This is a genomic window from Psychrobacter sp., from assembly GCF_049295055.1.
Taxonomy (GTDB): Bacteria; Pseudomonadota; Gammaproteobacteria; order Pseudomonadales; family Moraxellaceae; genus Psychrobacter.
In genome coordinates, this window is sequence record NZ_JBAQQF010000084.1 from 70,296 (window position 1) to 86,279 (window position 15,984).

Annotated in this window: 8 protein-coding genes; 2 read left to right on the forward strand and 6 right to left on the reverse strand. The window is 41.2% G+C overall.

The window, feature by feature from the left end:
- Positions 1-170: 170 nt before the first annotated feature.
- Positions 171-3,560, forward strand: a complete 3,390-nt coding sequence (locus WAZ74_RS12815; RefSeq protein WP_422308689.1) for an NAD-glutamate dehydrogenase — start codon at positions 171-173, stop codon at positions 3,558-3,560.
- A gap of 295 nt (positions 3,561-3,855) precedes the next feature.
- On the opposite strand, the gene WAZ74_RS12820 is transcribed toward WAZ74_RS12815, so the two are convergent.
- The 3 genes from WAZ74_RS12820 to WAZ74_RS12830 form a co-directional block, all read right to left on the reverse strand.
- Complete coding sequence (locus tag WAZ74_RS12820; RefSeq protein ID WP_422308690.1) at positions 3,856-4,980, reverse strand: WG repeat-containing protein; 1,125 nt, start codon at positions 4,978-4,980, stop codon at positions 3,856-3,858.
- A 74-nt stretch (positions 4,981-5,054) separates the two neighbouring features.
- Positions 5,055-8,975, reverse strand: coding sequence for an AAA family ATPase (locus WAZ74_RS12825; protein WP_422308691.1), 3,921 nt, complete (start codon positions 8,973-8,975; stop codon positions 5,055-5,057).
- 113 nt (positions 8,976-9,088) lie between these two features.
- Positions 9,089-10,720, reverse strand: coding sequence for an exonuclease SbcCD subunit D C-terminal domain-containing protein (locus tag WAZ74_RS12830; RefSeq protein ID WP_422308692.1), 1,632 nt, complete (start codon positions 10,718-10,720; stop codon positions 9,089-9,091).
- A gap of 148 nt (positions 10,721-10,868) precedes the next feature.
- Between WAZ74_RS12830 and WAZ74_RS12835 the strand changes: the two genes are divergently transcribed.
- Positions 10,869-11,525 carry a DUF4377 domain-containing protein gene (locus tag WAZ74_RS12835; protein WP_422308693.1) on the forward strand — a complete coding sequence of 219 codons (657 nt, stop codon included), beginning with the start codon at positions 10,869-10,871 and terminating at the stop codon, positions 11,523-11,525.
- A gap of 322 nt (positions 11,526-11,847) precedes the next feature.
- Here WAZ74_RS12835 and WAZ74_RS12840 read toward each other — a convergent pair whose 3' ends face one another.
- The 3 genes from WAZ74_RS12840 to WAZ74_RS12850 form a co-directional block, all read right to left on the reverse strand.
- On the reverse strand, positions 11,848-12,207 hold the full coding sequence (locus WAZ74_RS12840; RefSeq protein WP_422308694.1) for a hypothetical protein: 360 nt from the start codon (positions 12,205-12,207) through the stop codon (positions 11,848-11,850).
- Positions 12,208-12,540: 333 nt separating this feature from the next.
- Entirely contained in the window at positions 12,541-14,223 is a 1,683-nt protein-coding gene (gene cobA, locus WAZ74_RS12845) for a uroporphyrinogen-III C-methyltransferase (protein ID WP_422308695.1), read from the reverse strand.
- Positions 14,224-14,462: 239 nt separating this feature from the next.
- Positions 14,463-15,413: an acetyltransferase gene (locus tag WAZ74_RS12850; protein ID WP_422308696.1), complete on the reverse strand. Its 951-nt coding sequence runs from the start codon at positions 15,411-15,413 to the stop codon at positions 14,463-14,465.
- Positions 15,414-15,984 lie beyond the last annotated feature (571 nt).

The window sequence follows — 15,984 nt, forward strand, 5'->3', positions numbered from 1 at the left end:
TTGTAAGCTTTAGCTATGTCCGCAGGTACGTTACACTCTAATAGGAAAGTATGAGTAAAATAACAAAGTAGGATTAACGCTCAATACTTTAATGCTGGGTACAAATTTAAGTACAATAATTTTAAGTACAATAATATTCATTTATCTTCATAACAGAAAGGATCTGTGTTATGCCAAACGCTTCGCATATGAACAAAACATGTGCCGATACAAATACTCTAAAAAATAAAATGGACACTGAATCATTGCTGCTCGAACGTTTCTTAGACTATATTCCCGCGGCGCATCAAGCGAGTTTTAGTGAGAAAGCAATGCATGAAGATGTTCATCGACTCGCCAGCTTAACCGACGAAAACCAAATGATTTGGCACTTATATAAATCAGCAGCAGATGCTCAGAACCAGCTACATCTAAAGCTATACGGCAATCAAGAGCCAACCACTTTATCTGACATATTACCAGTGCTTGAAAACTTTGGGGTGTCAGTCATCACCTCGCAAACCTACACCTTTGATTTAGCAGAGCAGCCAATTTGGATGCAAGAATATAAGCTGACCTTAGCGCATGTAGATGCGGTTGATATGCAGGTAGTACGCAGTCAATTTGAGGACAGCTTACAGGAAATTTGGGCAGGACGCGTTGAAGATGACAGTTTTAATGAGTTAGTGCTTACAACTAAGCTTGATACTTATGAAGTGGTGGTACTACGTGCGCTATCGCGTTATATGCACCAAGCGCGTGCAGGTTTTTCTATACGATATATCAAACAAACGATGATCAAAAATAGCGCTGTCAGTGTGCTATTGGCTGAATTATTCGATGCAAAAATGAATCCTCAATATGGGACTGCAAGCGATGAGGAACGTACTGAGAAAGTAGCAAAGACTCAAGAAAAAATTACTACCGCATTGGCAGCTATTGATAGCTTAGATGAAGATCTTATTTTACGTTGGTACTTGGATTTGATTAACGCCATGGTACGAACTAACTTTTATCAAACAGATAATGACGGTCAACGTAAAGACAGATTGTCCTTTAAATTCTTGGCAGCAAATATACCAAACTTGCCAAAACCTAAGCTGATGTTTGAAATATTTGTTTATTCACCGCGTGTTGAAGCGGTACATATGCGTGGTGGTAAGGTCGCTCGTGGCGGCTTGCGTTGGTCAGATCGGATTGAAGATTTCCGTACGGAAGTATTGGGATTGGTCAAAGCACAAATGGTCAAAAATGCAGTGATTGTCCCAGTAGGCTCAAAAGGCGGCTTTATCGTTAAGACCAAAACCATGGCGGATGGTCGTGAAGCCTTTCAAGCAGAAGGTATCGCCTGCTATCAAGCATTCCTACGCGGCATGCTCGATGTCACTGACAACATCGTCGATGGCAAAATTGTCCCGCCAGCCAATACGGTACGTCATGATGAAGATGATCCATATTTAGTAGTTGCTGCTGATAAAGGTACCGCAAGCTTTTCTGATATCGCCAACGCCTTATCAGCTGAATATAATTTTTGGCTAGATGATGCCTTTGCCTCAGGTGGCTCAGTTGGCTATGACCATAAAGCGATGGGTATTACGGCACGTGGTGGCTGGGAGTCGGTCAAGCGTCACTTCCGTATGCGTAACATGGACATTCAAGCACGTGATGACTTTACGGTCGTTGGTATCGGTGATATGAGTGGTGACGTATTCGGTAACGGGATGCTGCGCTCAACGCATACCAAGTTGGTTGCGGCATTTAACCATCTGCATATCTTTATCGATCCCAATCCTCATACAGCAGATTCTTATGTCGAACGCGAGCGTTTATTTAATCTGCCGCGCTCGACATGGGCTGACTATGAGCAGTCATTGATTAGCCAAGGTGGTGGTGTATTTGCGCGGACGGACAAAACTATTGCTATTAGTCCTGAGATGAAAGCACTGTTTGATATTAAAGAGGACAACCTTGCACCAACTGAGCTCATCAGCGCTTTACTACGAGCGCCCGTTGATTTGATTTGGAATGGTGGTATCGGTACTTATGTAAAAAGCGCTAACGAGACCCATGCAGATGTCGGTGACCGCGCCAATGATGCGGTACGGGTTAATGGTGGTGAGCTACGCACGGCAGTAGTCGGTGAGGGCGGTAACTTAGGCTTCACTCAGCAAGGGCGTATTGAATATGCGCAAACGGGTGGACGTATTTATACTGATGCCATCGATAACTCGGGCGGTGTAAACTGCTCAGACCATGAGGTGAATATCAAAATCTTACTCGGCAAAGTGATCGAGCAAGGTGATATGACGTTTGATGAGCGCAATGAGCTGTTAGAAAGTATGACCGACAGCGTGGCTGAGCTGGTACTGCGCCAAAACTATCTACAACCGCAAGCCATTGAACTCAGCCAAGTTCGTGCAGTGGCAAATCTAAGCGATCATCAACGCTTTATTCAGCTGTTAGAAAGCGAGCATCGTCTTGATCGTGCGATTGAATACTTGCCGTCAGACGAAGAAATTGCCAAACGTCAGAAAATGAATACTGGTTTGACCAATCCTGAGCTGGCTATCGTGATGGCTTATGGCAAAATGTGGGTTTATGACAACTTGTTATTGTCTGACTTACCAGATGTGCCGTACTTTGTTGATGAGCTACGTCAATATTTCCCAGATAATCTGGCATCAAACTTCTTTGATCAGATGACCGAGCACCGCTTGCACCGCGAAATTATCAGTACTTATCTGACCAATAACGTGGTCAACCGTTTAGGTATCGAGGCACTATTCCGTCTAACTGAAGAAACAGGTCAATCGCTGGCCACTATTGTTCGTGCCTATGTCATCGCACGTGATGCCTTTAATATCTCAATAGCGTGGGAGCTGCTTGAGTCACTTGATAATAAAGTCGATGCCAAGCTGTTACTCAATCTTGAGCTGCGTCTGCGTGATGCACTTGTGCACGGTGTCGTTTGGTTTATCAACGCCTTTGGGCAAGACTTGCAAGTTGCCGATATGATTCACCGTTTTAGAGGCAGTGTTGAGCAGTTAACCAAGTCAGGCGGATTTATCGAACAGCAGTTCGCAGGTTACTTACAAGATGATAAGAACCGTTTAAGCAAAGAGGGTCTGACAGATAGTGATGCAATACTATTCGCGATGCTGCCTTATCATGTCGACGCCCTCGATGCGGCACTGCTGTCTGAACAATATGAGCGCCCTGTTGATGAAGTGGCAACCTTGTACTTTGAAGCCTATAAAGTCTTGCAGCTCGATTGGATGATGGAGAATATCGCCACCTTACCGCAGCGAGATCACTGGGATCGCCGAGCACGGCACGCACTGATTAATGAAGTAACTCGCAATCTGCGTTTACTAATGGATGCGCTACTATCACAGTCTGACGCTAAGCAAGCATTTAATGACTGGAAATTGCGTCATACCAGCCAGCTTGAATCGGTAACGGCAGAGATGCAGAAGTTAGATGACCTTAATAGTCTTAATAACAACAATGAGGACAGCGTCATCAGCTTATCAGCATTATCAGTTCTGATGAGTGAGTTAAGCGGTTTAGTGACTAAGTAGCTAAAGATAGTAGCTAAAGATAAAGAAAACAAGTAGCCTAATAATAAGCAGCCTAATAAATAGTTACTCACTTATCCTGTAGAAAAAAAGCCACCGTTATCAATTAACGGTGGCTTTTTAATGGCTAATATAGTTGATCTAATTTTAAAAGAATACAGTGCTACTGGTACTAATTATTCGCAGCCTCTGTCAGCGTAGGCACAGCAAGCAAGAAAAATTGAGACCAGTAGTACGTTATAATGTTTGTATTTTTTTATCTAGGACTGACTATAATTAGCACACGATAATAAAAGGCTTAATCTAATTTAATAAACGTCTCTAAAGGCACCATTTTTCCATTCTTTTGTAGACATATCTTATCAGCATCATCGCGATAACTCTCGAATTGTGGTTTTAATACGACATCGCCCTGATCATTAATCAGACCAACCTTGCCAGCCTGTTTAAAGGTATAAAGCTGATGATATAAAAGCTTTCTGATAGGCGCATCAGAAGAGAGCAGTCGCTTACCATTGCTATCGATGATTTGGGCGCTAACAATATCCTCTTGAATATCTTCGCTCATACCGCTAGCGGTGCTGCCAGCAACTAAAGTGCTGCGCAAAAATAATAGCGGGCTCACGTTATTATTAAACGACTCTATATGCTGATTGGCAGAAAATGGAATGATGACGTCATTATTTTGGTCAATAAGCGCTGTCTGATTTTGCAAACTTACTTGTAGATATAAAGGCTGTCCGGTACAAGCATTTAATGGCTTTATGACCACGTACTGCGGATGAATTGCCCAATAACCTCTATCATCTAATAGTCCTGTTAGACTTTTACGATTCGACGCTGAATTGTCAGTATTGTCGGTTACTAAAAAATAATCTTGGTCATAATCAGCATCGTAATGCGCATGCTCGATATGAGCATCTGCTAACGGGTAAATCCACTCACCATGGCGATTAAGAATCCCTTTTTTGGTATTGCTCTCTGATGACTTAACGCTGACAATAAAGCTGGTGCCAATATCAGGCTCGGTTTGAATGTCGTCATACTTAAAAGGTACAATGATCTTGCCAGCTGCATTTACGACACCATATTTGTCGTTTTGCTGAGTTAATAAATACTTATTCATCAGGATATAGCCGTCATTCAATCCATCTAGAATGACTTTGCCATTCAAATCTTCTAGCTGCTGCGTACCATCTGCTAATTCGATTAACTTGCCAGCAAACTCTCTATTATCGTCGATACGCTCAAAATAACTATTCGGTAAATAGCCGGCGCAGCTAATCGTTGCATAAGCAGAGCTGATAGTACCAAGAGATAAAACAGCTAACAGTGCAAAGCTGGCAGGACTAGTAGCTGTTTTTCCAATATCTCGTTTAGTAAAGTCTCGTTTAATATAAAAGCGGTTGGTTTTGTTAATCATGGCCATAGCCTCTTATCTATAGCCTCTTATCTTATGTTTTTATTAGCCGTTTTACCTGATGCGATTCTAAATCACTAGGCTTTTTCACTGATAACCTGACGACACCCTTGACCACTGATTTTACTAAAACCTCCAGAGAGTTTTTCAACTTTGATTTGGGTTAGGATACGTTCCTTTAATGCCTGCACATGGGAGATGATGCCAATCAATTTACCTTCTTGCTGTAAGCTGGTTAAGGTATCGAGCGCAATATCAAGTGACTCTTCATCAAGCGTACCAAAACCTTCATCTAAGAATAGTGAATCGACGCGAATATTATGACTGGCCATTTGCGACAATCCAAGAGCCAGTGCCAAGCTGATTATAAAACCTTCACCGCCGGATAGGTTTTTGGTGCTACGGATATCACCGCCTTGATAGTTATCAATGACATTGAGCTCAAGTGGATTGCTGTCATCGTGTATGAGCAAGTAGCGGTCACTCATCTTTTGTAATTGATCATTGGCATGATTAATCATCACTTCAAAGGTTAATCCTTGAGCAAAGGTGCGATACTTTTTGCCATCCGCTGAGCCAATGAGTGTATGCAGTTGCTGCCAGACTTGTAGCTTTTGTTTTTGCTCATTGATAGCAATAAGCTGTGTCTCTTGTTGCCCTTTTTGGCTGGCATTGTCTTTGAGCTTTTGATCAATCGCACCAATCTGCTGACTGAGCTGATCAATATCGTTTTGTATTTTTTGATAGTCGCCCGCTAGTGACTCTCTGCTTTGTTCGGTTATGGGTAAAACAATCATAGGTGTCGCAAGTTTTTGCGCTAATGCTTGCTGGGTGTTATCCAATTGCGATTTAACGTGTTGTAGCGCATTATCAATCGCTAGTTTACGTATAGACAGCGACTCACGCGCTTCTTTTGGCAGGCTTGCATTGATGAAAGCCGCTTCATCTGTAAACTGTGACTCTGCTAGTAAGTGAGTAAACTTAGTTTGCTGCATATCTAACGTCGTCGTAGCAGATTGCCATTCTGTCGCTAGCTGCTGTTGTCTAACCTGCAATTGTTCTAACGCTTGCTGAGCATTATCTAGCTGTCTTTGTATATTTGCTTGCTTAACTCTTGCTTCATCAACGGCGCGGCGTAAGTGTGTTTCTTCATAATCTGGGTTCTTATCTTCAAACCGCTCTTTTCTGTCTAGTTTTAACTTCTCAATCAAGCTGGTTTTATCGGTAATTAAGCGGACTAAGTCTTTAAGTGCGGTTTCATCATTAGTAAGCTGTGCCTGTTTGGTCTCTATCTGCGCGGTCAAACTACTCAAGGTATTAATTAGCTGGTGCTGGCTACTGCTTTGCTCATTGTAGTGTTGTTTTAACTGCTTTAAGACACGGCTTTGGGCACGCAATCTTTCAATATGACAATCATAGTCGCCGCTGTCGAGTATTTTTTGCTCATTGATACGGTTAGACAGTTGCTCAAGTGCGGATTGAATACCTGTGCCTTTGAGCGCGATACTGACATGATTTTTGTATTTATCTACTGGATACTTACTTACCAAAGCTGCAATGGCCGTCATCATGGGTGTGAGTTCGGAGAAGTTAGCCGTGATTTTATCTTCAATACTCTCAATTTTTTGAGCAGTAAGCTTGATGTCAGTTGTCAGGCTACTTATATCGCTAATAAGCGCTTGCTGCTGTTTTTCCTCATGCTCTATGACGGTACTGAGTGTCGATATAGTGTTGCTAAGGTCATCATACTGAGTGAGTATTATTTTAAGAGATTGTTTTTGTTCGAACAGATTTCGTTTGGCGCTGTCCAACAAAGATGAGGTTGAGTCAATATCAAGGCTATCTTCAATAATCTGTGTCAGCGGATGGATAGTTGCTACAACCGATTCAGAATAATCATTTTTAGCATCAAACAGTGAGGATAGATAAGCCTGAATATCACTATATAAAGCTTTAGATTGCTGCTGTAGGGTTATCAATAGTGCTTGTTGGTTATTAAGCGTCTCTTTCTTTGTTGCATAATCGATATGATGTTTCGATAAAGTGTACTCGAGAGTTTCAATTAACGTTGCAAGCTCAGATATCTGCTGCTGGGTTTTTTGCGTCTGCGTCTGAGAGAGCTGGTTTTTATCATCACTATTACTTTCTAATAGTGGATGATTGTTACCATAAGGATGTTCATGCGCACCGCACAGCGGGCAGGGTATGCCATCCTCTAGCTCTACTATGTAATCTTCAAGCTTAGCCACTTTTTGTAGTAACGTTAGGTGTTCCTGCCTGTCTTGTCTTTTAAGCTTGGTATTTTGAATATCTGATTTATGATTAGCAATCAAACTTTCTAAGGTGACTAGTTCTTGATTCAGAGTTGGTAGTGATAGGTTAATATTTTTAATTTGACTGGCAAGCTCAGACAGCTGCCGTAACTTAAAGCTGGCTTGCTCGATTTGAGTGTTAATTTTATCGATTTGCTCTTGCTCGCTGCGCATACTAGCAATGGACTGATGTTCAATGAGTGTTGTTTGCTGCTGTTGTAGACTGGCAATCTGTTCGCGTTGCTGCTGCACTTGTGCTTTATCTAAGGTTTGTCGCGCCGTTAATTTATCAAATTCAGCTTGTAATCGTCTCGCCTGATTATCATGAGTCAGCTTATCAGTGGCTAAATTTGTATTATCCTGTAGCAGTGCCTTTAATCGGCTACAGCTATTATCAAAGGTTGCCATATCTGTATCTAGGTCAGTCAGCTCTTGGTAATTGCTAAAATAACTTTCTATACTTGTAAGCTGATCGTTAATTTGTTGTTCCGTTTGTGCGTGGTTCTCTATTTCTTGATTTAATTTATGGGTGCTGCTTACTAATATGTCCTTTCGCTGGCTGTCGTCTGCTAGAGACTGTAATTGCTGTTTTATATCTACATCTAACTCGCGTGTTTTTGCAATGAGGGGTAAGGAAGTTTGAAGGTTATCCGTGGCTTGTTTTTCAAAGGTATTGATATCCTTTAGATTAGTTGATACTTGCTCAAGCGTTTCTTGCTGTGTGGGAATATTATTCAGCAAATCTTGCTGCTCAATATCTAGCCGCTTGACCATATCTCGACTATAGCTCAGCTCGCGAAACTCACTGTCGATTTCCAAGGCTTTACTCGCGATATTTAAACGTTGGGCCTCTGGAATAAAGGCTTGCTGTACCTGCTGCGCTGATGCAAATTCGGCCTGATGGGCTGAGAGGTTTTGTTGTAATTGCTGAACACTGTCCAACCATTGTAGCTGCTCGCTCAGTGTTTTAAAGATTTGCCGTTGCTTGCTTTGCTGTTGATTAAGGTCTTTTAGCTCTGCTGCTAGCAGTTCTTCATCATCAAGGCTTAATAAAAATAAACTATTAACGCCTGCCTGTAACTTGCCAAGCACTTCTTCCTCAAAGCGTTTTTTTTCATGGACATTTAGTGAGATTTTGGCATAAATAGCAGTGCCTGTTATTTTTTCTAAAATTGCTGCTCTATCGCCAATATCAGAATTTAAAAAGGCGGCAAAACTGCCCTGTGCCAGCATAATAGAGCGGGTGAATTGATTAAAATCCATGCCTATCAAGTCTTGGATATAGACGGAAGTTTTAGATTTTTTCTCTTCTAAAATATTGCCCGTTTCGACGTCACTGATTTCATGCTTAATCGGTAATAAATTACCCTTGGATTTTTTGTGGGCACGATGTTGGTACCATGAGCATCGATAGCGCTTGGTATCAATTTCGATGATAACTTCTGCTGAGCATTCACCTGTACCTTGGGTCATTATCTCATTGGTAGAGCCAGTAATATCGCCCAATCTCGGCGTTTGGCTATATAGCGCCAAACAAATCGCATCTAATATGGTGGTCTTGCCAGCGCCCGTTTGCCCAGTAATGGCAAAAATACCTTCATTCAGAAAAGCGGAATCATTAAAATCAATGTGCCATTCGCCTTTTAAGGAGTTGAGGTTTTTTAGTCTTAGTTCAATTAGGCGCATGGCATGGTCTTATTTTTATTAGGGTTAATAATAACGAAACTAACTATAGGAGTAATGATGAAGGTATTGAGTAGCTAGCAGTTATTATTTTCAGTTTCTATATTTAATGGCTATTATTCTGCTCGAGTATCTTCATGACGCAGGTTGTAAACGATTTGCTCATAAGCATCACGTAAGGTTGATTTTTGCTCATCAGGAACGTTATAAGTGATTAAACAACGCTCAAACACCTCTTGCTCATTTAAATCCTGTAGCGTCTCAGAGGTCTGCTGTTGATTTAAAACTTTGTTATAGATGCGCGTGTTTTTAATTTTCAACACCTCACAAGGTAAGCCTTCTACCATCGCTTGAATATGCTCACGTAATTCACTGACGATATCCTCACCCGTATAAATAATTTCCAGCCAGACAGATTCTGTATCAGCCAGTGAGTGAATGGTTTTATTAATAGTCTGGTGGATAGTGTCTAAATCACCTGAGATTTGCGCTAATCTTTGAAATTTTGGGATAGGTAGCGAGATTACCTGCATCTGACGTACCACGTCATGATGCAATAGCTTGGATGTTAATTTAGATGGTGTTAAGTTAGATGCTGAATGAGAAGTAGCTAGAGCAATAGACGTTTGATTCATTTCTTGGTCATGGTTTTCGATAGCGTTTTCTTTAGTATGAATCTTTACTTTTTTATCGCTTTCCTCACTTTCATAGCTTTTTACCGACTCTTCAAAGCCAAACAAATCGTCCATAAAGGTAGTAGTTTGACTTGCTACTTTTTTATTGATCTTTTCTACTGATTTTTCAAAAGTGTCATCAGTTGTAGTCTGAATTTGTAGGGCAGTAGAATCAGGAATGGTTTTAGATACTACCTCTTTATTTTTAAACTTATCTGCTGCTGCGCCAAACTGTATAAGCAACACTTGTTTTTGTTGTCTGGCTTCGCCAAAACCCATGGCAATCGGTGAGCCTGAGTAGCGAATGCTCTCACGACCACCAACGCGCTGCGGTACATGCAAATGTCCAAGCGCCACATAGTCAAAGCAGTCATCGAACATATCGGCAGAGACCTTGCCGAGCGAGCCCACATAAAGCTCACGCACACCATCATCGTCGGTGGTAGTGCCACCAGCAGCGAACAGATGTCCTGTGGCAATGATAGGAATATGACGCTTATGCGCCTTGGCTAGTTCAGCTTGCTTGGTTTTGGCAATGTCTGCGACATTATCATAGTGCGCACAGATACCAGCGATGACATTGGCGTCTTTAGTTTGACCGGATTCGCCAACACTACTGCTACGCACATCGCGGTCACGTAAATAAGGGACGGCAGCGATAATACAATGTGGATTACCGTCTGTATCATCTAACACCATCACTTCATCATTCAAATCCTCGCAAGCGGTACCAATAACATGGACGTTTAAAAATTTAAGTATATTACTTGGGGCATCCAAAAATGTTGGTGAATCATGGTTGCCAGCGACGATGATGACATGTTGACAGCATGACTTTGAAACCGTACCTAAAAACTCATAATACAGCGCTTGGGCCTTATTACTTGGAGTCATAGTATCGAAGATATCACCCGCCACAATTAATACATCGACTTGCTGCGCGCTAATGGTGTCTTGTAGCCAACTTAAAAACGCTTCAAATTCCTCATAGCGCATGCGCCCATATAACCTGCGCCCTAAATGCCAGTCGGAAGTATGGAGTATGGTTAGAGGTGTAACAGCAGATACAGGCATAATTAAACTTAATGATGAATAAAAGACAATGATTATTCTAGCAAGAAATAGTGGGGTTTGCTCTGGTTATAAAAGGATAAAAAGAGTGTGACTCGTTGTATTAATTAATAGTGCATTAATAATTTATAGAAATAAAAAAGGGTGTGTTATGTCGTTTATAAAACTATGCATATTGGCTTGTATTACTATGTCCTCTTTGTCGGCTTGTGCTAGTTACGAGCAAGCTGAAATAGGCAACAAAAGCGTCAGTCAAATTAAAGACAGTGACTCGTTTATTAGCTCAATCACGCCAAGCAATGCTGACGTACTTATTGGTCAAGTGACTGGTATCATTGAACAAGACAGGATGCAGCAAAAAGTCACTCTGGTCACTAAGAGTGGGCACTCTTATACAGCGTCTATTAGTAAATCCAATTTCGGTCAGCAGAATGCTTATCAAATGCAAGAACTGGCAGTCGGTGATTACATCGAAGTGACGGGAGAGCAATCGCATAGAGAGGATCAAAGCCTAATTACTGTACGTACCATGCCTTATGTTTTACGTAAAATCATAGTCGCTGATCATCAAGAGAACTGTGTCGGTGTCACGCCACAACTATGTTTGCTCACTAAGACTGCTGAAATGAACGCTAGTAAGTCTGATTGGACGTATCGATATAGTGGTATAGAGGGCTTTGATTATGAGCCTAGTTATGAATACACTTTACTCATTAAGAATACAACAATCGCCAATCCACCTGCCGATGCATCGTCCATTCATAGTAAGCTTATAAAGATAATTGAGAAGAGAAGGACTACAGCATAAGGATTAAAAAAACTTCTTTAAAAAGATCTAGCGGTCTATTATTAGTAGTTCCGAAAATAAAGTCTGTTTTAAGTAGTCTGTTAATAAGTTTGGAGGGTGAAATAGCTGGTTCCGCTAGGGTATACCTTAATTAAAACCTCTTATCAGTTTCACTAAGTTATTTGATTATTACACTTTGATATTGCCATTGTTGCCCATGATAAACAAAAAAAGCTACGATGCTCCATCTTATTTTTGAGTATCGAAAGCTCAGCCTAACCTATGTGCTAATTTATATTTAAAAACAATAGTATTTAATCTTATTTATTGCAAACTAACTTAATCAGGGTCTATGACCCAATTCTTTTTGAAATTCAAGCCAAGGTTCAAGTTGTCCTTCAACGATACCTTCATAAGTTTCCCAATCATTTTTTAGAAAATCATAAAGTATAGGATGCATCCTATCATTTAGACCTGCTGATAAATCAACAGTTGTTAAGCTTATGTAATTGTCTGCTAACATCTCTATGTTATAGACCTCACTTTCCCTATACGCTATTAAGCCTTGGTAAGTACTACAGCTTGCTAAATAATAAGTTTCAACTTTACTCTCACTATAGTTTTTACCTTCATAAACACTATATATGTATATGAAGTCACTATCATTCTTACTCAATGCTCTAATTATAATTTCAAATTCCACCCATCTGTTAAATTTAGCTATGCTTTAAATTTTTTAGTCATTAAGTTCATATCTAGAAATAGGAGTTCGATGCCTGTATAGCGCATCGATCACGAACAGAATATATATGATAAGTACACCATGAAGTACACTTTGACTACCTCAACAAGTTGAAACGTTGATACCATTAGCCCACAGCCTAGGATTCAAGTCCTCACTAGGGTACCGAACCAGTGAAAGCACCTGATTGGTTCCTCATAGGTATACCTGTAACAAACTATTGTTATTATGTCGATGTCGTAGAGGTCTTTAAGGCTATCGACAATCTCGGTAGTAGTTTGACCTTAATAGCACTTAGCCAATTATTAATTGCTCCAGGCTATCACTCTCTTTTTGCTCGGCAAGATTAGCCACCATTGATAATGCATGTGCTTGCTGCCTAGATGAGTTTTCAGTTAGTTGATCTTTTGGCGTAGCAGCGGTACCGCCACGTAGCCAATTATCTTCAGTGTTAACTAGACTTTGCACATTATACCAAGCCAAATCGTGATGTAGCGCCACGACATCGCCCATGATTAGCAAAGCTGGCGTGGGAAGCTGGTTTTGTTCTTGCAATTCAACGATGGTCTCAAGCGTACCTGTTAATACTTGCTGATTGGGCATACTGGCATTGGAGACGATTGCAATTGGAGTATTGCTACTACGCCCAGCGTCAATCAAACCTTCCGTCAAGCGTGGTAGAGAGTGCAGACCCATATAAAAAACTACGGTCTCGTCAGTATTCAAAAAGCTCTTAAAGTTGCTGTTGGGCGCGCCAGCCTTTAAGAACCCAGTAACGAAGCGTACCGATTGTGAATGGTCACGATGGGTCAGCGGAATACCGGCATAGCTAGCAGCAGCATTGGCAGCGGTAATACCCGGAACAACTTGATAAGGGACGTTATGCGCCCTCAGACTTTCGATCTCTTCACCGCCGCGACCAAAAATAAATGGATCGCCACCTTTTAGGCGCACCACACGTCTACCTTCTTTTGCGCTATTGACCAATAATTCATTAATGCCTAATTGCGCTACGGCATGATTGCTGCGTTTTTTTCCAACGAATACCTTATCGGCATCGCGGCGGCATAAGTCCAGCACTTGCGGCGATACTAAAGCATCATAATAGACGATATCTGCTTGTTGCATGAGTCTTAGGGCTTTAAAGGTTAATAACTCTGGATCACCAGGACCTGCACCAACGATATAGACTTCGCCCACAGGCTGAGTAGACGTGGCGACTATATTGCCATGACTGTTATCGGTAAGAGAGTCACCTGTAAGTACAGGCGCGGTTGTTGATGCGGCTTGCACGTTTGATACGTCAGAGTGCTGGCTGGTAGAGTTGTTCTTGACAATTTGCGCAGCGGTACTGTCTAAGTCTGTTTGTAATTGCGCCGCTGCTTGGGTTTCATTGCCCGCAAACATCAACTCGCTGACTTGACCTTCAAAGGCGCGTTCCCAAAACTGCCGACGTCCGGTAAGCGTTGGAATTTTGGCTTTTACCTCACCACGAAACTCGCCAGCAAGCTTGGCCAATTTACCGTAGCCTTGCGGAATCAAGGTCTCAAGGCGTGCCCGTAATAAACGCGCCAGCACCGGTGCTTTACCATTTGACGAGATGCCAATCACAATCGGATTGCGATCAACGATGGCAGGGAAGATAAAATCGCATAAATTTGGCGTATCAACCACGTTGACAGGGATATTTAATGTAGTCGCATCAGCATGTATTTGATGGTTGAGCACCTCATCGTCAGTACCGGCAATAATAACGCGCGAGTCTGTCATATATTTTTTATTATAATGCTCATAAATCAGCTCGTGCTTGCTATCACTTAGCAAGGCTTGTATCTCGTGGCTAATGCTTGGCGCAAGAATAGTGATACACGCGCCAGCACGACTAAGCAAATCCGCTTTACGTAGCGCCACATCGCCGCCGCCTACGATAAGTACTTTACGACCTTCTAACTTAAAAAATAGTGGAAAGGTATTCATAGTATGACCAGTCATTCAATTTAATGTATACCGCTATTATGAGTTATCAAGCACGGCGGCTCACGTAGCGAATTGGCATTAGCATATTCGTTTTTGACATGATAAGGATGATTTTTGAAGGGAAGTGGAATAGCGATATGATATAAGGAACTGAAAAAGCCACAGGCTAACCTCAACGCCTATGGCTGTAATTTACATTAAGCATTCACGATAATAATATTTAACTGGTGACCAAAAAACTATTCAAACTCACTCAGCATTTTAGTAATGCGTGCATCTTTCTGTTGCCAGATATCCTCTAACCAATCAAACATCATTTTTTTGGTGGCTTCATCACGGTCATAACCGCCGTCCATGACGGCAGCAAACAAATCGTCTGGTATTTTTAAACGAGTCACATCTACGCCTAGACGACGAATATTACCTTTCCATAAATCATCATAATCAGGCGCACCGTCTGGGTATACGATAGTGATGTCTAAAATGGAATCTAGCTCATTGCCTAACGCATTAAGTGCGAGCGACAAACCACCAGCCCGCGGTTTTAATAAATGCTCATAAGGTGAGCCTTGTTTATCGTGTTTTTCTGGAGTAAAGCGCGTTCCTTCTAGATAGTTAAGCAGGGCAAAGGGTTTGTTTTTTAATTGACGACAGGCACGCTTAGCCTCAAGTAAATTTTGCTTTTTAAGCTCCGGATTCTTTGCCATCTCTTTAGGAGAAAAGCGCTTCATCATCGGAAAATCTAAGAAATAAAAGGCTTGACCAATGACCGGAATATAAATCAGGTTAAACTTCGTAAAAAACCGTGTTAAAGGCAAAGTGTCTTGGCTGATATATTGCACAATACTCGTATCAACCCACGACTGATGGTTGCTGACTAAGAGATATTGCTTATCTTCGCTTAGATCGTCGGGTAGGTTAATACGCCAGTCTTTATGAGGTAGCGCGTGGTCGATAACGGCATTATTACTATTAATCCAATACTTAGTAATCGCAATTAAGGCATCATCGGTCATTTTTGATTGGGTCAATACTTTCGCCGCGCCCATAGTCCAGACCGGTAGACCAACCAACGCACTATTAGCAGTAAGGACGCTAACTCCCGTGAGAAAAGAAGCCGCTTTGCCTACGACTGGCAGCTTATCGTGGAGTTTTTCATAGAATGAATCAATTTTTTTTATAAAAGCCATAACAAATATCCATATTGATGAGTGCGAATGCTGTGATGTTATTGGATAGGTCACTACGTCCGTGATTTATTTTTGCAGGTTGGACTTAGTGATGAGCAGTCCTTCATGACAAAACATAGAATAACTCAATGTTAGACAATAAGACGTTAAAGAAACGTTACTTGTTTAAATTAAACAATTGTATATTTAGCAATCTTAAAATGGCTATTTTTTGCTAAACTTCGTTAAGAGTATTGTCAATATATGTATATGTTCTGAAAATAGGACAACATTCGGTTAATTATTTCAAAATACTATTTAGGTTTAAGTGATGACTAAAGTTAAAGTATATATCAAGGTAAAAATCAAATTTTACCTTAGTGTTTTACTACTTGCAGGCACTATAAGTGCTCAGGCAGTATCAGAGGCACCAAGAGAGCTGTGCAAATTTGACGAAGGTTACGAGCTATAGTCAATCCCACTTAAAAGTGTTATAAACTAATTATCAAATCTAATTGTTATTATAAAGACCATGACTTACTCACTACATTTTCGTAGACAAGTTCTCAAAAGTATAGATGACGGCATGACC